The organism is uncultured Polaribacter sp. (genome assembly GCF_947497125.1).
Taxonomy (GTDB): domain Bacteria; phylum Bacteroidota; class Bacteroidia; order Flavobacteriales; family Flavobacteriaceae; genus Polaribacter.
This window is the reverse complement of sequence record NZ_CANMFI010000001.1, coordinates 361,190-387,897: the sequence shown is the minus strand read 5'-3', so window position 1 is coordinate 387,897 and position 26,708 is coordinate 361,190. Positions and strand designations below refer to the sequence as shown.

General features: G+C 29.4%; 26 protein-coding genes and 1 tRNA gene. 8 read left to right on the top strand and 19 right to left on the bottom strand.

Annotation, left to right across the window (positions count from 1 at the left end):
• Positions 1–4 precede the first annotated feature (4 nt).
• Complete coding sequence (msrB, locus tag Q0678_RS01790; RefSeq protein ID WP_299053027.1) at positions 5–481, bottom strand: peptide-methionine (R)-S-oxide reductase MsrB; 477 nt, start codon at positions 479–481, stop codon at positions 5–7.
• A gap of 123 nt (positions 482–604) precedes the next feature.
• On the opposite strand from msrB, the gene Q0678_RS01785 reads away from it, so the two are divergent.
• Together Q0678_RS01785 and Q0678_RS01780 are read left to right on the top strand one after the other, a co-directional pair.
• On the top strand, positions 605–1,420 hold the full coding sequence (locus tag Q0678_RS01785; RefSeq protein ID WP_299053025.1) for a M48 family metallopeptidase: 816 nt from the start codon (positions 605–607) through the stop codon (positions 1,418–1,420).
• Between the two features lie 73 nt (positions 1,421–1,493).
• Positions 1,494–2,801 (top strand): MFS transporter, encoded by a 1,308-nt coding sequence (locus Q0678_RS01780; RefSeq protein ID WP_299053022.1) that lies wholly within the window; start codon positions 1,494–1,496, stop codon positions 2,799–2,801.
• A 73-nt stretch (positions 2,802–2,874) separates the two neighbouring features.
• Here Q0678_RS01780 and Q0678_RS01775 read toward each other — a convergent pair whose 3' ends face one another.
• Genes Q0678_RS01775 through Q0678_RS01745 form a run of 7 tightly spaced genes read right to left on the bottom strand, consistent with a single transcriptional unit; the run spans position 2,875 to position 9,477 of the window.
• A complete protein-coding gene (locus Q0678_RS01775) occupies positions 2,875–3,447 on the bottom strand; it encodes a type 1 periplasmic binding fold superfamily protein (protein ID WP_299053021.1) in 573 nt (190 codons plus the stop codon).
• 5 nt (positions 3,448–3,452) lie between these two features.
• The gene (locus Q0678_RS01770) at positions 3,453–5,858 is read right to left on the bottom strand and encodes a TonB-dependent receptor (RefSeq protein WP_299053018.1); all 2,406 of its coding nucleotides are present in this window, start codon (positions 5,856–5,858) and stop codon (positions 3,453–3,455) included.
• Between the two features lie 39 nt (positions 5,859–5,897).
• Positions 5,898–6,164, bottom strand: coding sequence for a hypothetical protein (locus Q0678_RS01765; protein WP_299053016.1), 267 nt, complete (start codon positions 6,162–6,164; stop codon positions 5,898–5,900).
• Positions 6,165–6,216: 52 nt separating this feature from the next.
• Complete coding sequence (locus tag Q0678_RS01760) at positions 6,217–6,984, bottom strand: TerC family protein (protein ID WP_299053014.1); 768 nt, start codon at positions 6,982–6,984, stop codon at positions 6,217–6,219.
• Between the two features lies 1 nt (position 6,985).
• Positions 6,986–7,441, bottom strand: a complete 456-nt coding sequence (locus Q0678_RS01755) for a hypothetical protein (RefSeq protein WP_299053010.1) — start codon at positions 7,439–7,441, stop codon at positions 6,986–6,988.
• A gap of 24 nt (positions 7,442–7,465) precedes the next feature.
• Complete coding sequence (gene purB, locus Q0678_RS01750) at positions 7,466–8,809, bottom strand: adenylosuccinate lyase (RefSeq protein ID WP_299053007.1); 1,344 nt, start codon at positions 8,807–8,809, stop codon at positions 7,466–7,468.
• A gap of 56 nt (positions 8,810–8,865) precedes the next feature.
• Positions 8,866–9,477: a Crp/Fnr family transcriptional regulator gene (locus Q0678_RS01745; protein ID WP_299053005.1), complete on the bottom strand. Its 612-nt coding sequence runs from the start codon at positions 9,475–9,477 to the stop codon at positions 8,866–8,868.
• 47 nt (positions 9,478–9,524) lie between these two features.
• Here Q0678_RS01745 and Q0678_RS01740 point away from each other — a divergent pair, with 47 nt between their 5' ends.
• The gene (locus tag Q0678_RS01740; RefSeq protein WP_299053003.1) at positions 9,525–9,926 is read left to right on the top strand and encodes a group III truncated hemoglobin; all 402 of its coding nucleotides are present in this window, start codon (positions 9,525–9,527) and stop codon (positions 9,924–9,926) included.
• On the opposite strand, the gene Q0678_RS01735 is transcribed toward Q0678_RS01740, so the two are convergent.
• Complete coding sequence (locus Q0678_RS01735) at positions 9,907–10,251, bottom strand: hypothetical protein (RefSeq protein WP_299053000.1); 345 nt, start codon at positions 10,249–10,251, stop codon at positions 9,907–9,909. The genes Q0678_RS01740 and Q0678_RS01735 overlap by 20 nt on opposite strands.
• A 77-nt stretch (positions 10,252–10,328) precedes the next feature.
• Complete coding sequence (locus Q0678_RS01730; RefSeq protein WP_299052998.1) at positions 10,329–10,907, bottom strand: adenylosuccinate lyase; 579 nt, start codon at positions 10,905–10,907, stop codon at positions 10,329–10,331.
• Between the two features lie 47 nt (positions 10,908–10,954).
• Here Q0678_RS01730 and Q0678_RS01725 point away from each other — a divergent pair, with 47 nt between their 5' ends.
• Positions 10,955–11,677, top strand: coding sequence for a toxin-antitoxin system YwqK family antitoxin (locus tag Q0678_RS01725; RefSeq protein ID WP_299052996.1), 723 nt, complete (start codon positions 10,955–10,957; stop codon positions 11,675–11,677).
• 17 nt (positions 11,678–11,694) lie between these two features.
• Here Q0678_RS01725 and Q0678_RS01720 read toward each other — a convergent pair whose 3' ends face one another.
• From Q0678_RS01720 to Q0678_RS01710, 3 genes are read right to left on the bottom strand one after another with little or no spacing between them, the layout of a single operon-like run.
• Positions 11,695–12,120, bottom strand: coding sequence for a DUF2147 domain-containing protein (locus Q0678_RS01720; RefSeq protein ID WP_299052994.1), 426 nt, complete (start codon positions 12,118–12,120; stop codon positions 11,695–11,697).
• A 22-nt stretch (positions 12,121–12,142) separates the two neighbouring features.
• Positions 12,143–12,667, bottom strand: a complete 525-nt coding sequence (locus tag Q0678_RS01715; protein WP_299052991.1) for an HAD family hydrolase — start codon at positions 12,665–12,667, stop codon at positions 12,143–12,145.
• Positions 12,657–13,352: a Rossmann-like and DUF2520 domain-containing protein gene (locus Q0678_RS01710; RefSeq protein ID WP_299052989.1), complete on the bottom strand. Its 696-nt coding sequence runs from the start codon at positions 13,350–13,352 to the stop codon at positions 12,657–12,659. Before Q0678_RS01710 ends, Q0678_RS01715 begins: the two co-directional genes overlap by 11 nt.
• Before the next feature lie 149 nt (positions 13,353–13,501).
• Here Q0678_RS01710 and bshB1 point away from each other — a divergent pair, with 149 nt between their 5' ends.
• Both bshB1 and Q0678_RS01700 read left to right on the top strand, forming a co-directional pair.
• Positions 13,502–14,218: a bacillithiol biosynthesis deacetylase BshB1 gene (gene bshB1, locus Q0678_RS01705; protein WP_299052987.1), complete on the top strand. Its 717-nt coding sequence runs from the start codon at positions 13,502–13,504 to the stop codon at positions 14,216–14,218.
• A gap of 54 nt (positions 14,219–14,272) precedes the next feature.
• Positions 14,273–14,348: transfer RNA gene (locus Q0678_RS01700), tRNA-His, on the top strand.
• Between the two features lie 226 nt (positions 14,349–14,574).
• Here the strand turns inward: Q0678_RS01700 and Q0678_RS01695 are convergent.
• From Q0678_RS01695 to uvrA, 3 genes are all read right to left on the bottom strand, one after another.
• On the bottom strand, positions 14,575–16,485 hold the full coding sequence (locus Q0678_RS01695) for a sensor histidine kinase (RefSeq protein WP_299052985.1): 1,911 nt from the start codon (positions 16,483–16,485) through the stop codon (positions 14,575–14,577).
• 7 nt (positions 16,486–16,492) lie between these two features.
• Positions 16,493–17,203 carry a response regulator gene (locus Q0678_RS01690; RefSeq protein ID WP_299052984.1) on the bottom strand — a complete coding sequence of 237 codons (711 nt, stop codon included), beginning with the start codon at positions 17,201–17,203 and terminating at the stop codon, positions 16,493–16,495.
• 204 nt (positions 17,204–17,407) lie between these two features.
• Positions 17,408–20,194, bottom strand: coding sequence for an excinuclease ABC subunit UvrA (gene uvrA / locus Q0678_RS01685; RefSeq protein WP_299052983.1), 2,787 nt, complete (start codon positions 20,192–20,194; stop codon positions 17,408–17,410).
• 218 nt (positions 20,195–20,412) lie between these two features.
• Between uvrA and Q0678_RS01680 the strand changes: the two genes are divergently transcribed.
• The gene (locus Q0678_RS01680; RefSeq protein WP_299052982.1) at positions 20,413–21,000 is read left to right on the top strand and encodes a sigma-70 family RNA polymerase sigma factor; all 588 of its coding nucleotides are present in this window, start codon (positions 20,413–20,415) and stop codon (positions 20,998–21,000) included.
• Positions 21,001–21,252: 252 nt separating this feature from the next.
• On the opposite strand, the gene nth is transcribed toward Q0678_RS01680, so the two are convergent.
• Entirely contained in the window at positions 21,253–21,906 is a 654-nt protein-coding gene (gene nth, locus Q0678_RS01675) for an endonuclease III (protein WP_299052980.1), read from the bottom strand.
• Positions 21,907–22,025: 119 nt separating this feature from the next.
• Here nth and bcp point away from each other — a divergent pair, with 119 nt between their 5' ends.
• Positions 22,026–22,478, top strand: a complete 453-nt coding sequence (gene bcp / locus Q0678_RS01670; RefSeq protein ID WP_299052978.1) for a thioredoxin-dependent thiol peroxidase — start codon at positions 22,026–22,028, stop codon at positions 22,476–22,478.
• Positions 22,479–22,485: 7 nt separating this feature from the next.
• Here bcp and Q0678_RS01665 read toward each other — a convergent pair whose 3' ends face one another.
• Positions 22,486–24,933, bottom strand: a complete 2,448-nt coding sequence (locus Q0678_RS01665) for a TonB-dependent receptor (protein WP_299052976.1) — start codon at positions 24,931–24,933, stop codon at positions 22,486–22,488.
• A gap of 6 nt (positions 24,934–24,939) precedes the next feature.
• Complete coding sequence (locus Q0678_RS01660; RefSeq protein ID WP_299052974.1) at positions 24,940–26,643, bottom strand: M23 family metallopeptidase; 1,704 nt, start codon at positions 26,641–26,643, stop codon at positions 24,940–24,942.
• Positions 26,644–26,708 lie beyond the last annotated feature (65 nt).

Below are 26,708 nucleotides of genomic sequence, written 5' to 3'. Positions count from 1 at the left end.
ATTTCTATTTTGCAATAAAAGACAATGCAGCTCCATTAATACAATGGCGTTTACCTGTTGTATCAGAAGGCCCATCATCAAAGGAATGCCCTAAATGACTACCACAAGTATTGCACTTTAATTCTGTTCTTTGGTAGCCAATTTTATAATCTGTATCTAGTTCAATATTTTTTTCAATTGCTCTATCAAAAGAAGGCCAACCAGATCCAGAATCATATTTATGTTCAGATTTATAAAGCGGAGTTTTACACGCGGCACATGCATAAATACCTTTCTTGTAATTTTTATTAAGTGGACTTGTAAATGCTCTTTCTGTTCCCGATTCTCGTAAAACATAATATTGCAATTCTGTTAGTTGATTTTGCCATTCTTCTGCAGTTTTTATAACAGTATATTTTTTCTGTTTCTGATTAGAATTTTGAGCTTTACTGCAATTGATAAATAGAATTAAGGCAATAAAAAGGAATTTATATTTCATCATTTTTTTTTGAATATTAATAATTTAAAGATATAATTTGTAAATTTAGTAACTGTTAAAATTCTTTTAAAAGTGACAAATAACAGATTATGTGTCGAAATTAGTACATCAATAAAAATATATTTTATGAAAAAGAACATTCTTCTAGGTCTATCCGTTTTATTTTTAATTTCTTGTAGTACAGTGCCAATTTCAGGTAGAAAGCGTGTAAATTTTGTAAGTGATAGTAAAGTATTACCAGCAAGTTTTGCACAATACAAAGGCTTTCTAGAAGAAAATAATGTTTCTACGAATGTTAAAATGACTACGCAAATAAAAACGGTTGGTAAAAATATTTCTGAGGCAGTAGATCGTTTTATGAGAGCAAATAATATGACAGCTGAAGCAAATTCTTACAAATGGGAATTTAATTTAATAGAAGATAAAACAGTAAACGCTTGGTGTATGCCTGGTGGTAAGGTTGTATTTTATACTGGAATTATGCCTATTTGTGATAATGAAGATGGAGTAGCAGCGGTAATGGGGCATGAGGTTGCGCATGCATTTGCAAAACATGGTCAAGAACGAATGTCTCAAGGACAAATGCAGCAAATAGGTGGTTTAGCAGTCGCATTAGGTACTTCTACCAAAGATCCAAAAACACAGCAAATTTGGAATACCGCCTTTGGAATTGGTTCTGGTTTAGGAATGTTAAAATTTAGTAGAGTTCATGAACAAGAAGCAGACCGTTTAGGGTTGGTTTTTATGATAATGGCTGGTTATGATGGGGCAGAAGCCGCTGAAGTTTGGGTAAGAATGAGCCAGAAATCTGGTGGAAGCTCTCAGCCTGCAATTTTAAGCACACACCCAACAAATGAGTCTAGAATTCAAGATTTAAAGAATTATTTACCAACGGCTAAGAAATATGCGTTAACCTACAATACAAAAGGTAGTAGTAAATAAAAAAACTAACAAAGAAATACTTTTCCTATATTTAACCGTTCAAAAATTAATTTGAGCGGTTTTTATTTATACAATGTTAAAAATAGGAGATAAAAAATTAATCAATGCTTGGGCTTTTTATGATTGGGCAAATTCTGTATATTCATTAGTAATTAGTACGGCAATTTTTCCAATATATTATGCAGGTCTAACAATGTCTGAAGGGTTTGCAAACCTTGATGGTAAAATTGCTTTTCTGGGCACTTTATGGACACCAACTACGCTGTACAATTATGCTTTGGCATGTTCTTTTTTAATAGTTGCATTAATATCGCCAATGTTATCTGGTATTGCAGATTATGCTGGTAATAAAAAGAAGTTTTTAAAAGGTTTTTGCTTGTTAGGATCACTTTCGGTGATGTGTTTGTTTTTTTTTACAAGTAAAGAAACTCTTTGGGTAGGAATTTTATTCACAATTTTAGCAAGTATTGGGTTTTGGGGAAGCATCGTTTTTTACAATGCCTATTTACCCGAAGTTGCGTTTCCAGAGCAACAAGACAATGTTAGTGCAAAAGGATTTATGTTAGGGTATTTAGGTTCTATCATATTGTTGCTTTTTTGTTTAATTTTAATAGAAACTAGCGTTTTTGGTTATTACAATAAACAGTTTGGTTCTCAATTATCATTTCTATTAGTTGGCTTATGGTGGTTAGGTTTTGCGCAGTTTACGTATGCTAAATTACCCAATGAAGAAATAAAAGCTTTGCCAAAAGACAATTATTTTACCAAAGGAATTAAAGAACTAAAATTAGTTGCCCTAGAGTTATTTGCATACAGAGAACTTAAAATATTTTTAATTGCATTCTTTTTCTTAAGTATTGGTGTACAGACAATTATTTTGATGGCAGGCATTTTTGGAACCATTTTAGGATTGGCAACTTTAAATTTAATAGCAACCATTTTACTTGTACAATTTGTAGGTATTTTAGGTGCATATCTTTTTTCTAGACTCTCAAATAAAATTGGAAATATTAAAACATTAAAAATTACAATTGCTATTTGGGGATTGGTTTGTTTTATAGGTTTTAATTTAACAAAAGAAACACCGAATATAGAACTCTATTTTTATGTTTTAGGAGCTTTAATAGGTCTTGTTATGGGAGCAATTCAATCTCTAGCGCGTTCTACTTATTCTAAATTATTACCAGAAACAAAAGATACAGCTTCTTATTTTAGCTTTTTTGATGTAACAGAGAAAATTGCTTTGGTTGTTGGGATGGTTACTTTTGGTTTTTTAAATTCTATAATTTCTATACAATCTAGTGTATTAGCATTAGCAATTTTCTTTCTTGCTGCTTTTATTACTTTAAGTAAAATTAAAAAAACAAAACATGTTCATTAAAATTATGAAGTAAAATTTTTTGCAAACAAAAAAAGTGCTGATTTCTCAGCACTTTTTGTTTAGCAAATTTAAATTATTGCACAGAAATAGTAAAAGTTACTTCTAGATCTGTACTTCCACCTGCGTTTGCAGAAGTTCCGCCATTTGGTTTGCTTGGTTCATGCTTTAAAATAATTGTAATACTACCAGAACCTGCAGCACCAGTTGTTAAAGAAGTTTCAATTCCAACAGGATTACCATTACCATCTGTGTCTGTTTTGTTAATAGACAAACCTGTAACAGAAGATGCATAGAAAAATTCATGCTCATCATCCTCAGCTTTAATTTCTTCTGTAATGTCTTCTGCAGGAGATTCTGTTTCGTTTTCTAATTTAAGAACACCTGTATAGGTCGTATTTGCCATTAAAGGTCCAGAAACTTCGTAAGTTGCATCATCTGTACTCTCGCCAGTTAAATCTGTAAATTTTAAAGTTACTACATCGTTTCCATTGGCTAGTGTATAGGTAACAGTTGTAATTAACTCTTCTTCATGGTCATGATCGTGGTCATAGTCATCGTCTGAACAGCTTGTTATGGTTAGTGTTGCTATAAAAAATAATGCAATTAGTTTAATTGTTTTTAGGGCGTTTGTGTTTAAAGTATTCATAAGTATTAATAATTTATTTTTAGTTTTATATTGAAATTTCTACCCAATTCATCCGCAAAATATCGAAGCCTATTTAAGTTTTCTCTGTAAGAAACATTCAATAGATTGTCTATATTAAATTCTAATTTTAAATCTCCTTTTTTAAACGGTTTAAAAACTGCCGAAGAAGAAAAATTAAAAAGCGAATAACCTGGTGGTGTTGTGCTAATATCTACAAAAACATCTTTTTGTTGAATAGCATTAAAGGTGTTAAAATTATAATCTGGATATTGATTTTGTTGTAAAACAGTTCTGTTTTCTAAACGAATTGTTAGTTGCTTTAAAGCTACATTTCTATAAGTAATACTATTGTTAAAGTTTGTAGAAGGCATATGAATTAAAGGAGTATGTTCCTTTAAATTTGTACCTTTTAGCAAACTGATAGTACCTTGATAACTAATTTTTTCTGTAACTTTTTTGTTGACATCAATATCGACTCCAAAAATTTGAGCATTCGTTTGTTGGTATTCCCAAACAGGAAAAGCACCTCTTATTGTGGTGGTTATTCCTACAGGAATTAATTGAATGAAGCCCTGAATGCTCTTAAAATACGGGCTGATTGTAAAACCAAAGTGTTCGTTGTTTTTTTCTAAAGAAACTATAAATTTATTTGCAATCTCTTTGTCTAAATTCAGTAATCCTGTTTCTATTCTGGCTGCAGAGTGGTGTAAGCCACTGCTAAATAATTCAGACGGATTTGGTATTCTTGATGCCAAACCATAATTTACAAATAAAGACATATTGTTTTCAAAGACTTTAGAATACCCCAAACTAGCAGATGTATTGTGAAAAACAAAATTCGGATTTGTAAAAATGGTAGTACCTTCTATGTTGCCAGTTTCAAATTCAGGAAACAGTTCGTCATAATTGTAGGTTTCTTGCCATTCACTAACAGCATAGCTTTTTCTTGCATCAATTTTAGAAAAATCATATCGTATGCCTGCGCTCAACTCACTTGTATCATTTAAATTGTAGTTGGCAACTACATATATACCAGCATCATATTTATCAAAATCAGGAATTAAAGGACTGGTCCCAGTTCCAGATATGGCATTGTTTTGCTGATACCTAATCAAGGCTCCGGTATGTATTTTAAAATCACTAAAAGCATCTATTTCTAGATCTGTTTGCAAAGAGTTTGTAAACAATCTTAAGTCGATAACAGGTGTGTTTTTTCTGTCGCCTCTTCTTAGATCGAATTCTTGTCTTCTATTAATCTGAAAATCGTATTGAACAGAAAGTTTACCTAATCCTTTAAAACGTTTATATGCTTCTAGTTTCGCTAAATGATGTACAATTTTTTGTTTCGGTACATCAATCGCATAAGAAAACTTTTCTTTAACACTAGGCTCTTTGTTATTGATGGCGTTTACCAAATCATTTACATTACCAATATGAGAAGATTGTAAAATACCAATTTCATTATCTACATAACTATAAAAAAAAGTAAATCCTTTTTGATAGCTGTTGTAACCTGTAGTAAATGATGCATTACTATTTTTTAATCCTGTATTGGTTAAGTTGTAATTTGGCGTATTAAAATCGCCCAATTGCTTGTAATTTAACTGAAATTTTCCGAAGAAACCAGAGGCATATGTTTTTACAATTTCAGAATTGATATTGCCACCCAAACCATTTGTGTTAAAAGAGGTTATTGTACTCCCAAAAATACTATCTTTTATCGCGTACTTTTTTGGTTTAATTAAAATTAAACCGCCAATAGCATCGCTTCCAAACTTTAATGTATTTGCCCCTTTTACAACTGTAATTCTATTGCTAGCATTAATGTCTATATTTGGTGCATGTTCGTCTCCCCATTCTTGGTCAAACATTCTAACATTATTATTTATAATTAAAAGACGGCTGCTATGCAACCCATGTATCATAGGTTTTACAATAGTATTTCCTGTATTTAAGGATGATACGCCACTTAAAGTATTCAATGCGTCTCCTATAGATTTATCTGTAAAATTATCGATAATATCTTTTTTTAAGACTTGCTCTACACTTGTTTTTTCGGTTTTAGTGTTTGTTTTTACAATCACTTCATTCAATTCGTTTAAGTGATGTTCTAAATAAATTTCTTTGTAACTATTTTTTACAATGTTAATGGTAATTCGTTTTGTATCACAGGCAACGTGTTTAATTTCTACACTGTATTTTCCTTCACATAAATTTTCGAACTTAAAATTACCAGATGTATCGGTTGCGGTATATTTGTTTGAATTTTCTATATGCAAAGAAGCACCTATAATAGATGAATTGTCATGAAAGTCTGTAACTTTACCCGTAAAAGTATAGTTGCAATCTTGCGCTATTGTTAGTGTACAAAAAGTACACAAAAATGCACAACAAAGAAAAAGTTTTGTCATTTTGTCTTTAGTAAAAATTTAAATTTAGAACTACTTAATTTAAATTGTTACTGGTGGTCCTCTTAAAGAATAAGATAAGTGTGGGTGTTGTTTTAAGTAAACATACGTTTCAAAAACTTCTGTGTTGTAAACACTAATTTCTTGTATTTCAAACGTGTTGTTCGGTAAAAAAGTTTCGTTTTGCTTTAACAGATGAAGATTACAATCTACCTCTTTTTCATGCAAATGCTTTTCTACCTTAGATATACAAACAACACCATGTTCATGATTGCTAAATGCATGCAAAGACAACATTAATAGTGGCATTATAAAAAGTGCCAGCAATACAATACTTATATGTTTGTTTATTTTTTTGATATTATTTCTTTTTTCTGATTTTTAAATTCAGCATTTCTACGCCTAAAGAAAACGCAATGGCAAAGTACAAATATCCTTTTGGAATAGTACCTACAGATTTGTTAAATATTTCTGTGTGCGATAAATGCGCTCCTTCTGTAATAAGCATAAACCCAATTAATATTAAAAATGACAAAGCCAACATTTGTATGGTAGGGTTTCTGTTTACAAAAAGACTAATTGGTTTCGAAAAAATCATCATAATAACAATAGAAACAATTACGGCAATTACCATGATCGTTAAAGCACCTTCAACACCGTTCGTCATACCGACAGCTGTTAAAATACTATCAAAAGAAAAAACAATATCTATTAATATAATTTGAACGATTACGTTTGTAAAAGAAATTACTTTGGGCGTTTTTAGTACATCTACATCATTTGTAGTATCTACTTTATGACGAATTTCTTTGGTGCTTTTATAGATTAAGAACAAACCACCTAAAAACAAGATAATGCTTTGTCCAGTTAAACCTGTATGAAACCATTCTAAATCTATTGTTAAAAATGGGTCTTTTAAAGCAATTAAATAAGACACACTAAAAAGTAGTAGTATTCTAGTAATCATTGCCAATGCCAAGCCTAAAAGAGTTGCTTTTCTTACCTGATTTTCTGGTAGTTTATTGGCAGAAATAGAGATGAATATAATATTATCTATACCTAAAATTATCTCTAAAAAGGTAAGTGTTAACAAGGCTACCCAGGTGTCTACATGTGCAAATATTTCCATATTACTTTATTTTATAGAGTATTCCATCAGTTTTAAAATTACTAAAGCCAACTTTTGCAGAAAAATCATAAGAGCTGTCAGTTACTTTTGTAATTTGTACATAAATGGCATCTTTGTCTAATTGTTTTTTAGGAGATTTCATCTTTAAAGAATAGAAGAAATTGTTTTTCCATTTAATATACAAAGTATCAATTCTCTGCATTTTTTTTTCAGTTACAACACTGTCATTAGAAATGCTTATAATTTTTTCGTAAGTTTCTATTTGCAAACTATCTTTTCTTACAATAGTAGTTTTGCTGTACCCTTTGCCAGCAGGTATTTCAAAAACACCTTCTTTAAAACGGTCTGCATTTGGTTTTTCTGAACTACAAGAAAAACCTAAAACCACAAATATTAAAAAGGAAACAAAGTAGAGTGATACACTTTTAAACGTGTTATTTTGAAACTTAAAATACATATCTTATTTTTTTGTTGCTAAAAACTAAATACCTGTGTAATTAGAAGGTGTAATTGCTTTTAATTCTTCTTTTATTGTTGATGATACTTCTAGCGTATCTATAAAATTAGCTATCGATAGCTGATTTATTTTCTCATTAGTTCTTGTAAGTCCTTTAAGAGCTTCATACGGATTTGGATATGCTTCTCTTCTTAAAATAGTTTGAATAGCTTCTGCCACAACGGCCCAATTATTTTCTAAATCTTGAGCAAACTTTTCTTTGTTTAGTAGCAATTTATTCAATCCTTTTAAGGTAGAAGTAAAGGCGATGATTGTATGTCCGAAAGGTACACCAACGTTACGCAATACAGTACTATCTGTTAAATCTCTTTGCAAACGAGATATTGGTAATTTTGCAGAAAGATGTTCGAAAATGGCATTTGCCAAGCCTAAATTACCTTCAGAGTTTTCAAAATCTATCGGGTTTACTTTGTGTGGCATTGCAGAAGAACCTACTTCGCCAGCCTTTATTTTTTGTTTAAAATAATCCATAGAAACATAGGTCCAGAAATCTCTATCTAAATCTAAAACAATGTTGTTTATTCTTTTTAGACCATCAAACAAAGCTGCCATATGATCGTAATGTTCAATTTGTGTGGTAGGAAAAGAGTGGTGTAAGCCTAACTTTTCTTGCACAAACTTTGTTCCGAACTCTTTCCAATCAATATTCGGATAAGCAACTTTGTGAGCATTAAAATTACCTGTTGCACCTCCAAATTTTGCAGCACTTGGCACATCATTCAACAAATTAAATTGTTCTTTTAATCTTGTAACATAAACATTTATTTCTTTTCCTAATCTTGTAGGAGAAGCAGGTTGCCCATGTGTTCTTGCCAACATAGAAATATCTTCCCATTCGATGACAAGTGCTTCTAGTTTGTTTAAAAGTTCTAGGTAATTTGGCACATACACAGCATGCATCGCGTCTTTTATAGAAAGTGGTATTGCCGTGTTGTTAATGTCTTGTGAAGTCAATCCGAAATGAATAAACTCTTTATAAATTTGTAAGCCTAAAGTATCAAATTTTTCTTTTATAAAATATTCTACAGCCTTTACATCATGATTTGTAATGCTTTCTATTTCTTTTATTTTTTGAGCATCTTCAGCAGTAAAATGAGTGTAAATTTTACGCAATTCATCAAATAAATTAGCATCAAAATTTGCCAATTGTGGCAACGGAATTTCACAGAGTGCAATAAAATATTCAATTTCTACGTGCACTCTATATTTTATCAACGCTTCTTCAGAAAAAAAGTTTGCTAATTTTGATATTTTACCTCTATACCTTCCGTCGATAGGAGATATAGCATTTAATTTTGATAAGCTCATGGTTTGTTGTATTGTTAACTGCAAAAATAAAAAGAACTAAATGTAATTCTAAGGTTTTATCTAAAAACTTTTCTTTTAATAATTTGAAGTTCTTTATTTTTTTCTAAATTTTTAATTCCTCTGATAACGGTCTCTACTCTTAAACCTAAAATATCTGCAATTTGCTGGCGAGTATGGTTAATTTTATAGCTAAATTTAGTTGTATTAGAATTGTTTTCTTTCTTTAGATAATCAAAATAACGTAGAATGCGATGTTCTGGTTCTTGGCTAGATATTTCGGATGCAATAATGGCTTTGTAATGCAATCTTTTAGCCAAATTTGTTGTAATCATAAGATGAATATCTTGATTTTGTTGCAACAGGTCGAATAATTTATTTTTTGATAGCACAAGTAAAGTTACATCGGTAATTGCAATAGCATTGGCTGGGTATGTTGTGTTGATGAATAAAGGAGGTTCGCCAAAACTTTGCCCTTCATAAAAAATACCCTGAATAAATTCTTTACCATCATCATTAAAATTATTCATTTTTACCATGCCGCTTTCAATACAGTAAAAATAATTTGCTGTTGTGTGCTCTTTAAAAATGAGCTCATTTTTAAGAAACTGTTTTTTTAATGCACCAAAATTGAGTAGTATTGTTTTTGGTATACTTATGATTGAAGTCATGTTGTTTCTTTTTTCAAAGATATATTTTTACATCTTAAATGTTGAGAATGATACACAAAGAAATTAAAACAAGAGAAGACATACATTTATTAGTTACCACTTTTTATGACAAGGTTAAAATAGATCCTGTAATTGGTGCTTTTTTTACAGAAACAATTCCAGAAGAATCTTGGGATACGCATTTGATTAAAATAACAGATTTTTGGGAAACAAATTTATTGTTTGTAAAAAGATTTAAAGGAAACCCAATAGCAGCTCATAAAAACTTAGATGTAAAATTTAACAACCAAATAACACAAGTGCATTTTGGTAAGTGGCTAGAACTATGGATTGTAACTGTTGATGCTTTATTTACAGGAGAAAAAGCCATTTTAGCAAAAGAAAGAGCAAAAAATATTGGTTTTATGCTCTTTCTAAGAATTTTTGAAGCTAGAGGCTTATCAAAATAATTTGATACACCAACAGACTACTATTAATAAATATATTTGCAAGAAAAACCCAAACAATTGTTTGAAAGGATTGTTGGCTAATAGCTGTTACATTTGCAGCCATTGCAGTTATAGTTGCCGCCATTAAGATAGGTAAAGAAAAGTTGCTTTGTACTGCCATTGCAGCTGTTAAAGAAGCAATCATAGTGCCTACCATTATTAAAATAATTGTAATACCAATGGCATTTTCTTTTTCTAAAATAATTTTATTGTTGATGTAGGAAAAAATAGAATAACTACTTTTTTTTCGTGCTGTTTTGTTCGTTTCAAATGCTAAAATATTCATCTCTTTGATTTTAAAATTTCTTCAAAATTAAGAGTTGTTTACCGGTTGGTTTATGAGCTAAATCATAAACTAAACAATCACTTATCGATCAATTTTAAAATTTGAGAGCCTCTTGCTTTACAACCCTTGCTTTCGTGTATTATTTTGGTTGCAATTAAGTATTTTAATTCTGGATGAATCCATTTTTGTACTTGTCCAAATAAATATAAGACATTCATTGTGTAAGCTCTTACAGCTATTTTTTGAGGAGTTATTAACCAATCGAAACCTGTATTAACAATGGCATTGATATCCGTTTCTGTAAGATTGTTTTTAATTTCTGAATCTTCTTTGCTAAAATAAGCAGTTGCAATATGTTCGCAAATTTTTGCACAAGGTCGTATAGCGCTATCAAACTGTAAAGTTGCAATATTTTTAGAAAACTCTTTTAAATGCGGAGAAAGCCAATTTAAATGATGATGTGTACAAATCCACTCTAAAATCCAAGCGGCTTTAATAGATATTTTATCATCAACAAAAAAAGTAATTGTTACCAATTCTTTAAATAGCATTTTGTTAGCTAAAATGATATTGGCAACTCTTTGTCTATTTTCGATGCCAGCGGTTCCTAGGTTTTCTAGTTGATGAATTACAAAAAGGGTATCTCTGTTTAACATTACTATTAAAAAAGCATTATTGTATATTTGTTTAAAAAGCTATCACAATGATACACATAAAAAAAGTAACTTTTTTATTTTCCTTCTTTGTCTGTTTTTTTGTTGCTCAAAAAATCGATGCACAAAATATAAATCGATATGACAAAAACAAACAAAGAACCGGTGTTTGGAAAAAGTACCATCCGAACAAAAGAATACGATATACAGGGCAATTTAAAGAAGGAAAAGAAATAGGTGTTTTTAAATTTTATGATATTACATCATCAGAGCATCCAGTTGCTATTAAAACTTTTTTTGACAATTCAGACTCTCTATTTGTCCAGTTTTTTACTTTAAAAGGACAAATTAAAACAGAAGGTATTTTAAATAAAAGATCAAGAGTAGGAAATTGGAAATATTTTTATCCGGATGGAACTCTAATGTCTGAAGAAAATTACAATGAAAATGGAAAGCTACACGGCAATCATTTAGTTTACTATCCTGATGGTAAAATAACATCTTTTTCTACTTATGAGAATGGATTGTTAGAAGATATTGCTAGTAAGTTTTCTAGTGATGGTGTTTTGATAGAGGAAATTACATACCATAAAGGTGTTCCGCATGGATTGGCTAAATATTTTGAATTAAATGGAAATTTAAAAGAGTCTGGGAATTATAATAATGGAAAAAGAGTTGGTAAATGGAATTTTTATCTAGATGGAGAAGAGGCATCAGATACAGAAGTTTTAAAAAGTAAAACGAGTTATAATCGAAAAAAAAATGAGCAATAAGCTCATTTTTTTTTAATTTATTTTACACGTTCCCAATAAGCTGTTTTTCCTATCAGAGAAATACCTATGTAACCTCTAATCTTAAGTTTGTCTTTATTAACAAGCTTAATGTAGCATTTATACACTTTTCCATTTCTAGGATCTAAAATACTTCCACCAGACCATTCTTCATCATTTTTTTCTAACCCCGTTAAAATATTTAAACCAAGAATTGGTGCATTTTTATTATCACCTTCACAAAGATCACAAATAGCATCTTTAGCATTAAAATCTTTAATTTCAATTATTTTGGCGTACGCTTTTCCACTTTCTTCATAAACTTCTACCACCGAGTCAATTTCATTTGTTTCTTCATTGATAGAGTTCCACTTACCAAATATTGATTGTGCATTAATAATTGAAGTTAATACGATAAGTAAACTTGTAAGAGCAATTTTTTTCATAATTATTGTTTTTAGTTATAATTTATAGTGAAGCATCAAAATTTTCATCCCATTTTTCTTGAACACGTAATACTTGTTCAATTACGTCTCTAACACAACCTTCTCCGCCTTTTTTATCAGAAATATATTTAGATACATTTTTAATTTCTCTAACGGCATCATTGGGGCATGTAGACAAACCTACTAATTTCATTACAGGATAATCAGGAACATCATCTCCCATATATAAAACATTTTCTTGTTTTAAATCATATTTTTTTACCAGTTCTCTATACTGTTCAATTTTATTGTGCGCACCTAAATAGATGTCTTCTATCCCTAAAGCTGCCAAACGTGTTTTTACACCTTCATTAGTGCCTCCAGAAATAATGCAAACACGATAGCCTTTATTTAAAGCATTTTTCATGGCATAGCCATCTTTAACGTTCATGTGTCTTACCAATTCACCATCTGGCATAATGGTTAGCATTCCGTTGGTTAATACACCGTCTACATCAAAAATAAAAGTGTTTATTTGTGGTAATAACTGCTTATAACTAATTTCCATTCTGGATCGATTTTGTAAGTAATTTATAAATTTCTTGTTCTTTATTATTTAACAAAGATAAATGTTCTTTTATCGTATTGCTATCTTTTCTTATTGCTGGTCCTGTTTGTGCCTTTCTCGGGGTAAGAGTGGTAATTTTTTCTGAAGTTTCTTTTATCAAAGGGTGTAAAATATTAAAAGGTATTTGATTATTTTCACAGATATCATTCCCAATTTTATACATATGGTTTGTAAAATTATTAACAAATACAGCAGCCAAATGAAGTGCTTTTCTTTGTTTAGAGTTTATAGGATATATATTTTCACCTAAAGAATTTGCTAGTTTTTTTAATAATTTATAATTCTCAGTTGTTTCTGCTTCAAGACAAAAAGGAACCTCAGAAAATGCAACTTTTTTATCTTTCGTAAAAGTTTGTAGCATATAAAATACTCCTTTACTAGAATTGTTTTGTAGTTCGTTAATAGCACATGCACCAGAGGTATGAACAACAAATGAATTGGTTATTTTAGCAGAAACCTCTGCAATAGCATTGTCTGAAACGGCAATAATTGTTACATCTGCATTAGGTACTTTACTAATATTTCTAGAGCTTATTTGAGTAACAATAATATTTTTTGTTTCAAGTAAAGCGCTATACAAATGCATACCAACATTTCCACTACCAATAATTAAGACTGACATCATTTTACGAAGGTATTAATTTTTGATCGTTTTGCGTTAGGAATTCTTAAATTAGCATTTTTAATACTTTTGATAAATTAAGCTTTAATTTTACTTTAAAGTTTTTAATTATTATTTTATTGAAGGCATAAATAATTATTTAAATAAAGATCATGAAATTAGATATTTTAGCTTTTGGGGCACATCCAGATGATGTAGAATTAGGCTGTGGCGCAACCATTGCAAAAGAAATTTCTTTAGGAAAGAAAGTGGGTGTTGTAGATTTAACAAGAGGAGAATTGGGCACAAGAGGATCTGCAGCTATTAGAGATGTAGAAGCTAATAACGCTGCTAATATTTTAGGAATCTCTGTTCGAGAAAACTTAGGTTTTGCAGATGGTTTTTTTGTAAATGATAAAAAGCATCAATTAGAAGTTATCAAGTTGATAAGAAAATACCAGCCAGATATTGTATTATGCAACGCAATAGATGACAGACATATAGATCATTCAAAGGGTAGTAAATTAGTTTCTGATGCTTGCTTTTTAAGTGGATTATTAAAAATTGAAACTGAAGTAGAAGGGAAGCAACAAGAAAAATGGAGACCCAAAAATGTATATCATTACATTCAATGGAAAAATATTGAGCCAGACTTTGTTGTAGATGTTTCTAATTTTATTGAAATTAAAACAAAATCTTTACAAGCCTATGCTTCTCAATTTTTTGATCCAACAAGTAATGAACCAGAAACACCTATTTCTAGTAAAAACTTTATAGAAAGTATAGCGTATAGGGCAAAAGATTTAGGGAGATTGATAGGAGTTTCTTATGCAGAAGGCTTTACTACAGAACGTTATGTTGCAGTAAAAAATTTAGATAAATTAATTTAATTTTTCTTTTCCAAGAATAGAAAAAAGAATTATATTTGCACCCGTTAATTACATGGTGGTTGTAGCTCAGTTGGTTAGAGTATCGGTTTGTGGTACCGAGTGTCGCGGGTTCGAGTCCCGTCTTCCACCCAGAAAGTAAAAGCCTCTCTATTTAGAGAGGCTTTTTTTGTGCTATTAAGGTTACTATTTAAACAAAAAAAACAGCGCTCATTCAGTAAAGAATTCTAACGCTGCTGGGGGAACAATTAATCTAAATTAACTTTTAAAATATTTTGCTTGTTCAAAATTAATGTATTGCCCCTTTATTTTAATTACTAATGTTGTAAAGTACCTGATATTTGTTGTAAAACTTCTTTTTACAGTTTTAATTTATTTTTAAAAGTAAAAGAAATTTGCATACCATTATTGTTTACCAATTCACCGACAGTATCTAATTGTTTAATAAGCTTAAAAATTAGACTTAAACCAATAGAAGATGTTTTTTTAATACTAAGAATGTCAAACCCTTTTCCATTATCAGAATACTTATAAGAAACTTCATTTTTTTTATTATGTATTTCAATCTTAATTTTACATTCAAAGTTGTTTTTAAATGCGTGTTTTAAAGAATTTGTTAGAAGTTCATTTGTGATAAGACCAATTGTTTGTGTTTGATCTATGTGAATGAACAAGTTAGGATCAATTTTAGTAGTAAAATTAATTTCTTCCATTGTTTCATAAACACTTTTTAGTTCATTAATAATACTAAGAACATAGTTCCTTAAAGAAATTTTAGACAAACTTTCATTTGCTAATAATTTACTTTGTACTCTTGATAGTACATTTATTCTATTTATACTGTATTGAAAAACCTCTTTTAAATCTGCACTTTGTAATTTACTTAACTGTAAGTTTAAAATACTACTCATAATTTGTAAATTATTTTTTACACGATGATGAAGTTCACTAAGAAGAATATTTTTTTCTGATAAGGTGTTTTTTATTGCTTTGTTTTGCTTTGAAATTATTTTCTTTTGTTTACTTAATTTTATAAATAAAAAGCTTAATATCAAAACAATAATTAAAAGAGCTACCGCTATAAAGTAGATTACTTTAATCTTAATTTCTTTAGAGTTGTTTTGATTATTAATATTTTGAATTATTTTTCTCTGTTCTACAACATCATCTATAAAATCTAAAATTTTAACAATGCTTTTATTATTTTGTTTGATGTTTGTATCTCTAAGTGAATCTTTTTGTTTGATGTATTTTAGAGAATAGTAATTTGCCGAATCATACTTTTTAAGGCTCTCGAAGTATACATACTTAAGCTTATTATAAACAACTTTATCCTTTTTTAATAGGTTTATATAAATATCAGCTTCTTTTTGTTTTTTTATTTTGATATGAGCAATTGCCATATTTTCATAAAACTTATTTTCTCCAAACCAAAAGATATTTTTGTAATAAATTTTTGCAGCTTTAGCTTCTGCTTTAAATTGATCTATAGCTAGGTTGTATTTTTCTAAACTTAGATAGCAATCACCTAAATTACCTTGTATCATTCCTTTGCAATAATAATAGTTTCTAAGATTTAGATTATTTTTTTGGGTTTTGGCAATAACATCGTCAACAATATGTAATGACTTGTTAAAGTAATATAAGGCAGAATCTATATTTAAGTCTCTCTTAAAAAATACACCAATATTGTTATAGTGCATGCCTTTTTTAATATTGTTGGTATTGTCTTCTAAATCTTTTTTGTATTTATTTCGATAACTTTCTAACGCAGAATCATGTAAATCTAATTTAGTATAAATGTTGTAAAAATCTACTTGTTCTGGTTTGCAAACTTTTAATTTTTCTTTGTTTATTAGAATAAGATTTATTGTCTGGTTTAGTACAATGCAGTTTTTTTCAATATTAACCAATAAATCACAAAGATCCTTTTTTTCTAACTTATCTAAACTTGAATAGTAATAATTTAAGGCTATATCATTTGCTTTAATAATATCGCCAGAAGTTTTGTGTAAGTCAATAATAATTGTTTGTAAAATATACTCTTGAGTAATAAAATCTTTTTTATTTTCTCTTTCCTTTTCAAAAAAAGCAATCCAATCGTTTGTGTTATTACTTTTTAATTGATCTATCCTTTTAAATAATTCTTCTTTTTGAAAATAATTAACATCCGTTAAAAGTTTCTTGTATTTAAAAAGCTTATAATTTTCTTGTTGCCCATAAAATACACTTAAATTTAAAAATAAAACTAAGTGTATTAAATATTTCATTTTAAAATTATTTAGTTATAAAGTTTTTCAAAAATGTTTTAAACTCTTCAGAAACAGGTATTTTGGTGTTGTTTACAACAACTTGTCTTGCATTAAATGCCATTACATGATCTAGGTTTATAATGTAAGATTTGTGGCATTTATGAAAATTATCAGGAAGTTTAAGAAAGAAACTTTTTAAAGTTGATCTTAAAATATATTTTTTATTTTCTGCAGAATATATTTCTAAATAAACGTTATCTGCCTTAACATAAGCAATATTATTAATAGAAATCTTATGATATAAATTGTTCTTTTTTACAAATAAATTGTCTTTAATAATAGAATTACTAGTTTCTTTAGTGTTATGATTTGTAACTGCGAGTTCTATAGAAGCATGAATGTTTTTTTTATCAAACGGTTTTACTAAGTAAGCATTTGGCTTTGTTTTACTGGCTTCTTTTATTGTTTTAGAATCAGAGTTTGAAGTAATAAATATAAACGGAATTTTAATTTTTTCGTTGATATATTGAGCTACATCAATTCCTGTTTTTTTTGTAGCAAGACTTATATCTAAAAGCACTAAATCTACACTGTTATTATCTAAATACTCTATGGCTTTTTCATAAGAAATAACACTGTCTAAAACAGTGTAACCTAAGTCTTCGAGGGTTAGTTGTAGATCATCGGCAATGATAACATTGTCTTCAACTATTAAAATTTTAATATCAGTATCCATACTTTTTAATTATAATGAGCTTTATACACTGCTACTTCATTAAGCATTAAAGAAGGGGGATCTTTAGAAGGAGGGTAAAATTAAACGTTTTTTAATTTTCTTTATTAAGGTTTTACTAAAGATATCAATAAAAAACTACAATTGAACATAAATTTTAATAAATTTTTAACATTTTTTATTTTTTACTATTTTTTTTTAAAAAAATTATAGCTTTTCTGCTAAAAATTTTGAAGTGTATGATTCTTTGTTTTTAGCTAAATCTTGTGGCGATCCTTGAAAAATAAGTCTTCCACCATTTTTACCGCCCTCTAAACCAAGGTCAATAATATAATCGGCACATTTAATAAGATCAATATTATGCTCTATTACAATGATAGAATGTCCTTTTTCTATCAAAGCATTAAACGATCTCAATAATTTTTTAATATCATGAAAATGTAAGCCGGTTGTAGGTTCATCAAATATAAACAACGCTTTGTCCTTTGTGTTTCCTTTTACTAGAAATGAAGCCAATTTAATTCTTTGTGCCTCGCCACCAGAAAGGGTAGAGGATGACTGCCCCAATTTTACATAGCCCAAACCAACATCTTGAAGCGGCTTTAATTTCTGAGCAATTTTAGTAGCTAAATTTTCAGAAAAAAATGTTACTGCATCATCAATTGTAAGGTTTAAAATAGCATCAATAGATTTGTCTGCAAAAGTAATTTCTAAAACTTCTTTTTTAAATCGTTTTCCGTTACATGCATCACATTCTAAATGAACATCTGCCATAAACTGCATTTCTATGGTTACTTCTCCTTCACCTTTACATACCTCACATCGGCCACCTTCTACATTAAAAGAGAAGTGTTTGGGTTTGTAATTTCTAATTTTCGATAATTTTTCATTAGAAAACAATGCCCTAATATCATCGTATGCTTTTATATACGTAACTGGGTTTGATCTAGATGATCTACCAATTGGGTTTTGATCTATAAATTCTACATGCTTTAAGGTGCTAAAATCTCCTTTTATATCAGTATGTTGTCCTATTCTGTCTCCATAACCAAAAAGATTTTTTTGCAAGCTAGGGTATAAAATATTTTTAACTAAGGTGCTTTTACCTGAACCAGAAACACCTGTAATGACAGTTAAGCAGTTTAAAGGGAAAGTGACGTCTATATTTTGTAAATTATGTTCTTTGGCACCAATTATTTCTATGCTGTTTTTTGATACTCTACGTTTTTTAGGCACCTCTATTTTTAGCTCTTCATTAAGATATTTAGCGGTTAAAGAGCTAGAGGCTAATAAATCTTTATAGGTGCCTTCTGCAACTACATTTCCTCCAAAAGAACCAGCTTCTGGTCCGATATCTATAATGTAGTCGGCCTGTTTCATGATGTCTTCGTCATGCTCAACTACTACAACTGTATTCCCTAAATTTCTTAAGTCTTTTAATACTTTTATTAGTTTTTCTGTGTCTTTTGGATGCAAACCAATACTAGGCTCATCTAAAATATACATAGAACCAACTAAAGAACTCCCTAAAGATGTTGCTAAATTAATTCGTTGACTTTCTCCGCCTGATAAGGTATTAGAAGTTCTGTTTATAGTTAAGTAAGATAGACCAACATCTGTTAAAAACTGTAATCGATTTATAATTTCTGTCAATAAACGCTTGCCAATTTTTTCTTCGTAAACATTTAATTCAATAGTATTAAAAAAAACAGACAATTCATCTAATGGAAGCGCTACTAAGTCTGAAATAGTTTTATTATTTATTTTAACAAAATTGGTTTCATGTCTTAATCGATTGCCATTACAAGAAGTACATTTGGTTTTGCCTCGATATCTCGAAAGCATAACTCGGTTTTGAATTTTATAACTTTTTTCTTCTAATGTGTTAAAGAAGTGTTGAATACCTTTAAACGATTTATTTCCTTGCCATACTAACTCTTTTTGTTCGTCTGTTAATTGAAACCAAGGTTTATGAACAGGAATATCAAATTGATAAGCAACTGCTATTAATTGTTCTTTATAATGTGAGTAAGATGGCGTTTTAAAAGGAAAAATACAGTCTTCGAAAATAGACAACCCAGTATTTGGTATTACTAGATCTTTATCAATACCAACAACATTACCATATCCTTCACAAGTTGGGCAAGCTCCATAAGGATTGTTAAAACTAAATAAATGTGTGTTAGGCTCTAAAAAACTAAGACCATCTAAATCAAATTTGTTACTAAATTCTGACACCTTACTTGTAGCTAAGTTTTCAATAAAACAAACTCCTTTTCCTTCAAAAAATGCTGTCTGAATGGCATCTGCTAATCGATTGTAAAAATCTTCATCATTTTTAGTAATAACTCTATCAACTACCAAATACAAAGGTTCTTTTTGAAATTCTTCTTGAGGAAAATCGGTTATCTTATAAACAGTATCTTTCCATTTTAATCTAGCATATCCTTGCTGTTCTAAAACTTGTAAAACTGTTTTTAAATCTCTGTTTTCATCTATATTGACAGGTGATAAAAGAAGTAATTTTGTATTGTCTTTAAATTCTTTAACAAAATTTACAACATCTGTAATGGTATCTTTTTTTACTTTTCTGCCAGAAATAGGTGAGTAGGTAACCCCAATTCTTGCATATAATAACTTAATATAATCGTAAATCTCTGTACTTGTTCCTACAGTAGATCTTGGGTTGGTTGAGTTTACTTTCTGCTCAATGGCAATTGCTGGGGCAATCCCTTTGATATAATCTACTTTTGGCTTGTCTAATTTACCTAAAAATTGACGAGCATAAGAACTTAAACTTTCTACATACCGTCTTTGCCCTTCGGCATACAAAGTATCAAAGGCTAATGAAGATTTTCCAGAACCAGAAAGACCTGTAATTACAACCAATTTATTTCGGGGTATTACTACGTCTATATTCTTTAAATTATGGAGTTTAGCTCCTTTAATTATAATATTATGTTTTGGATTTATAGTAGAAAGATCTGTCTTCATATATCAAATAAAATGAATTACAAAAATACCTTATTTTAAGCTGTTTTGTAGCTAATAATTATTGAAATTTGCTAATTTATTTGTCGCTTTAAAAAAAAAGCATCATATTTGAAGTTCTTAACAATCTATAAATTAGTTGCATATACAAAAAACTACTCTTTAAAATTATTTAATAAATAATTAACCAGAAGAATCTCAATCTCTTCTAAAAGATAGTTATGATGCAAAAACAAGAAATTTCAGATAGTATATTAGTTAGTAATTACATTCAAGGTAAAGAAAGTGATTTAGCAATTCTTATTAAAAGACACCAACAAAGACTTTATGCTTTTATTTACAGTAAAATTCAAGATAAAGATTTAACTGAAGATATTTTTCAGGATACTTTTATTAAAGTTATCAAAACCCTTAAAAAAGGCAAGTATAATGAGGAAGGTAAATTTTTACCATGGGTAATGAGAATTGCTCACAACTTGGTCATAGATCATTTTAGAAAATCTAAAAGAATTCCAAAATTTAAAAACACAGATACTTTTGATATTTTTTCTGTTTTAGGTGATGATAGCTTAAATATAGAAAGCAAAACCATACAAGAACAAATTTATAACGACGTAAAAAACTTAGTTGATGAATTGCCTCTAGAGCAAAAAGAAGTGTTAATTATGCGTATGTATAAAGATATGAGTTTTAAAGAAATTAGCGAAAATACAGGGGTAAGTATTAATACTGCATTGGGTAGAATGCGATATGCGCTTATAAATATACGTAAGTTGATCGAAAAAAATAAAATTATTTTAGTTTCTTAATACTATAACCTGTAAAGTTGCGTTACTTATTTATAACCAATAGATTAAATAACTATATATGATGCAACTTTACTCAGAGAAGTCATTTGAAACCCAAATGCAACCCAAAAAAGAAACAGTTCAATTTTTGATTAATTTTTCTAAATCGTTACATTTTGTAAAAACCAAATCAAAAACCTTCATTGAATTGAATTTGAATTAGAAAAGAAAAAGTTTTAGCCAGTGGTTAAAACTTTTTCTAATTTAATAACACTATTTTTTATTTGATAATTGGTCTAAAACAGATTTTCTACCAATTGTTTTGGTAATAATATCTTTTTCTAATTGCCAGCCTCTTGCAGGTGAATATTCTCTACCATACCAAATAATTTGCAAGTGCAAATCATTCCATAATTCTCTTGGAAACAAGCGCTTTGCATCTTTTTCTGTTTGCACAACACTTTTACCGTTCGTTAAATTCCAACGATACATTAAACGATGAATATGAGTATCAACCGGAAAAGCAGGCACACCGAAAGCCTGACTCATTACTACGCTTGCAGTTTTATGGCCAACAGCTGGTAATTCTTCTAAGCCTTCAAAACTTTGCGGAACTTCACCATTATATTTTTCAATTAAAATTTTAGATAATCCATAAATCCCTTTACTTTTCATTGGCGATAAGCCACAGGGCCTAATAATTTCTTTTATTTGCTCTACAGACATTTTAACCATATCAAACGGATTGTCTGCTTTTGCAAATAACAAAGGGGTAATTTGATTTACCCTTACATCTGTACATTGGGCAGATAATAAAACAGCAATTAATAATGTATAAGGGTCTTTATGGTCTAACGGAATTGGAATTTCTGGATATAACTCTTGAAGCGTATCAATTACAAATTGTACTTTTTCTATTTTATTCATTTTATTATAAATTGTAAAGTATAAAAGTACAAAGTTTATAAAGTTTTTTACAATAAAGTTTCAATTATCATTTTAACTTTTTAACTTTCGACTTTATAAATTAAAAGAACAATAATTATATGACAACATTAAAAATAGGAGACAAGGCACCTTCATTTGAAGCTAAAGATGAAAAAGGAAATCTTGTAAAACTATCAGATTATTTAGGGAAAAAATTAGTTTTGTTTTTTTATCCAAAAGCAAGCACACCAGGTTGTACTGCAGAGGCTTGTGATTTAAGAGACCACCATGCCTCTTTTTTAGCAAAAGGCTATGCCATTCTTGGTGTTAGTGCAGACTCTGCAAAAAGGCAGCAAAACTGGATTGATAAACACGATCTACCTTTTCCTCTTTTAGCAGATGAAGACAAAACTGTAATTGAAGCTTTTGGTGTTTGGGGCCCTAAAAAATTTATGGGTAAAGAATACGACGGAATTCATAGAACAACATTTGTTATTGATGAAAAAGGAACTATCGAAAACATAATTTTAAAAGTAAAAACAAAAGCACACGCTGCTCAAATTTTAGAATAGTTTTGCACTAAAACTTAATACTTGTTTTAATGTTTAAAACTCTACCTGTCATAAAGTTAGGGATGCCGTATTGTCTTTTAGAATAGACATCTCTAACCCAGGTATTTGTAATTGAGTTTTGAATATCAAACATATTAAAAAGCTCTAAACCAACGCTAAATTCTTTAAAATTAGAAAGAAAGCCTTCTTTGTAAACTTTTGTAGCATCTGTAAAAACATAAGAAACACCTAAGTCTGCTCTTTTATAATCTCTTAATCGTTCTTGAAACTGATAAACATCTGCATAAGAAGGAGAGCCACCAGGAACACCCGTATTGTAAACTAAATTTAAATAGGCTTTTAAGTTTGGTAAGTTTGGTACATAATCTTGAAATAAAATGCCTAATTTTAAGCGTTGATCAGAAGGTCTTGCAATAAATCCTCGGTTGTCTATGTTTTCTTCTGTTTTTAAATACCCAAGACTTATCCAACTATCACTACCTGGCACAAATTCACCATTAAGTCTAACATCAAGACCATAAGCATAAGCTTGTGCGTTGTTATTTGCACTGTACCTTATTCGAACATTATCTACCGTATAAGTGTTAACGTTTGATAAATCTTTATAATACATTTCTGTAGTTAACTTAAAAGGTCTTTTCCATAAGTTAAAGCTATAATCCATACCAGAGACTAAATGAATAGAATTTTGAGCCTCTAAATCTACATTTATATTACCAGCAGCATTTCTTAATTCTCTATAACTTGGGGGTTGCAAATACCAACCTCCAGAAACTCTAAATAAAATATCTTTTTCCCAATTTGGTTTTATAGAAAACTGAGCTCTTGGACTAATAATCATTTTATTTTTTGAAGAAATACCATTTCCTGTTACGTTCCAGTTTTGAGCTCTAATACCTAGGTTATAAGCAACTTCATGATCATTTATGAAAGCACGTTTATTAAACTGAAAAAATCCGGATAAACGGTTAATTTGAACATTGTTATCAACCCTAATATTTTGATACGCCTCTAAAGGTCCTTCAAAAGGTTGATACGGTTGTTGATTACCAATATGATTAGGAGGTCTAACTGAAAACCCTAAAGAATCAATCAACTCCCATTCTCTAATACGATCTTTTATATCTTCTTTTTGATACTTTACACCAAAATCAATCTGACTTTTATCTGTTTTATACCTTCCTTTTACCTGTAAGTTGGTAATTAATGCATCTAAATCATTTCTGGCATGATTTAATTGAGCGCCAATGCCTTGTGAAAATTCAACATTTCCAAAATTTTCAGAACCAATATTAGCATCAACTTCACCAATATTATAAGCCGCAGAGATATCAAAATATTCTTCTTCTTGGGTATTGTAGCTAGATAATGTTGTTGTTAATGATAGTTTATCGTTAACCTCATATGTGGTAGAAATAGCTCCAAAATATGTTTTGTAATTATTTTGTTCTTGACCTTGATAAAAAACCACCAACTCTAATGGATCTGCAACCGTACCAAAACGTGTTCTTCTAGATAAAGGTGTGTAGTTATAATTGTTTGACGAAATAGTGCCTAAAAAATTAACAGTTAAATCTTTAGTTAGCGCGTACGATAAATAGGTTTGAAAATCTATAAAAACAGGTTTAAAATTAGTTTCTATCTGTTTACTATTCACAAAAAGACTGTTATTTCTGTATCTAAAGCTACTAATAGCGGTTAGTTTATTGTTAAACATAGTCGTTTCAAAAGTAGCACTTGCTCCTAATAGGCTTAAAGCAACGCTTGTTGCTGTTTCTGTGGGTTTTCTGTAGGTTATGTCTAATACAGAAGATAATTTATCTCCATATTTTGCTTGAAAACCACCAGCAGAAAAATTGATATTTTGTACCAATTGAGGGTTTATAAAACTTAATCCTTCTTGTTGCCCAGATCGAATTAAAAAAGGCCTATACACTTCTATGTCATTAACATACACTAGGTTTTCATCAAAATTGCCACCTCTAACATTGTATTGTGTACTTAATTCATTGTTGTTATTAACACCCGGTAAAGTCATTAAAATATTTTCTACACCTTCGTTTGCACCAATAACATTTTTAACTGTTGCAATGTCTATCGTTTTAATACCTGCAGCAGCTTTTTTATTGTCTTTGATTATAATCTCTGTTAATGTTTCTGTTTTTGATGTTAAAACAACAGAAAAGCGAGCGCCATTTCTACTACTTGTGGTATACTTTTTGGTTGCTTTTTGATAAGCAACATGACTAAAGACTAATGTAATTTCTTCTTTAAGAGGTATTCTAATTATATAATTACCATTTTTATCTGTAGTTGTTCCTGTTTTTTGATACTTAATAGAAACACCTTCAATTGGCTCCTTGTTTTTGTTTTTTACTGTGCCTTTTAAGATCGTCGTTTTTTGTGAGTAAGCGAGAAGGGGGAATAAAAAGATAATAAAAATGACTTTTTTCACGTAGGTTTAGTTTACTTGTTTTTTAAAAAACGTTGTAGAATAAGAATTCGTATTTCCTACATTGTCTGAGACTACAATTTTAAAGATATGTTTGCTACCAACCAATTTTTTATCACTAAAATTATAAGTAAGTATTCCTTTTTTATGATTGTATTGCATTAAAACCCATTGCCCATCTATAGTTGCTCGGTAGTTTTTTATGCCAGAACCAGTATCAGAAATTTTAACTTTTAATGTATTTAGTTTAGAAATCCATTGATTGTCTTTAAAATACAAAGTTTTTATTTTTGGTTTTGATGTATCTTTTAATAAAGCATATTTGCCTAAAGTTTTACTAGTGGTATAAAAAGTGTTCTCTTTTTTTATGGTGTATTGATAGTTAGGATACTTAGGATTGCTAACATTGGCTATATAAAGTTGTTGTTTTTCGATATCAGAATATTTTGTAACATCAAAAGTAAGTGTAAATTTTTTATCTAATGGAACTGTAGGGTTGTGTATTGTTGCTATTCCATTATCAACATCAAAATCTAAATATAAATTTTGGTAAAAGGTATTTTTAGGAAATGCGACAGTAACATTTTCTTTAGTAAATTTTTGAAAATTTTGCGCAACAATCTTGTAATTAGTAGTGTCTTTAGGTGTGGTATAAAGTACATTGTTTTTAACACCAATAATAGGAATTGTAATAGAACTATTGTTCCCTTTAAAATCTTTTGCAGTAATAGTAACTTGGTAATTTAGTCCCGGTTCAATTGTAATTTTACCATCATTCACCAAGTTTTTATAAGTAGATAACCTGTTAGCCTTTTGTTTGTATGTTTTCTGGTATTTTCTTTTGTATGTTTTGTAGTGCTTATAATCTATATGTAAGTTGATAAACTTGCTTTCTGCAAAAGAAAACGTTTTTACATCGTGGTAGTAAACTAGGGATCCGTTTACTTTCATTTCTAGGCTATATATACCATTTTTATTATTGGCATCGTTTAATCTATCAAATACATTAACACCAAAACCAATAGCTCCAGATGCTGTAATACTATTTACAGTATGCTTTTGATGAGCGGTGTTTTTTAAGGGAATTACAAAGCTTTTGTTTTGATTGTTAATTCTTGCATTGCCATTTAGAGCATATATTTTTAAAGAATTAAAAGTTGGTGGTTTTGTGTCTTTAGCCGAAATGCCAAATAACAAAGGGTTTATTATTTTTTCGGTTTTAGTATCTCTAACTTCATAGTGTAAATGAGGTCCGCCAGAACTTCCAGTATCACCAGAATAAGCAATAATTTCTCCTTTTTTTACCGGAAACTTATCGTTTTTAAAAAATAAATTACCAGTTTGATAATTTTCCTTTTGATACTGTATTTTTTTTATATAATTTTCTATTTTAGGGGCATATTTGCTTAAATGTGCATACACAGTTGTGAAGCCATTAGAATGTGTAACGTAAAGAGCTTTGCCAAAACCATATTGAGCAACTTTAATTCTAGAAACAAAACCGTCTGCAGCAGCATAAATATTTAAACCTTCTTTGCCTTGCGTTTTTATATCAATACCAGAATGAAAATGGTTAGATCGCAACTCTCCAAAAGTACCAGAGAGAACTGTTGGTATATTTAATGGATTTCTAAAATAATCGTTATCAATAGATTTTTGTGCACAAAAACTTACAGAATAAAATAAGGTTATTAAAAATAATAATACTTTCAAGATTAATTTTTTTTGTAAAAATACTAAAAATCATTTTTTAGATAAAGTGCTAGTAAATAGTCTAT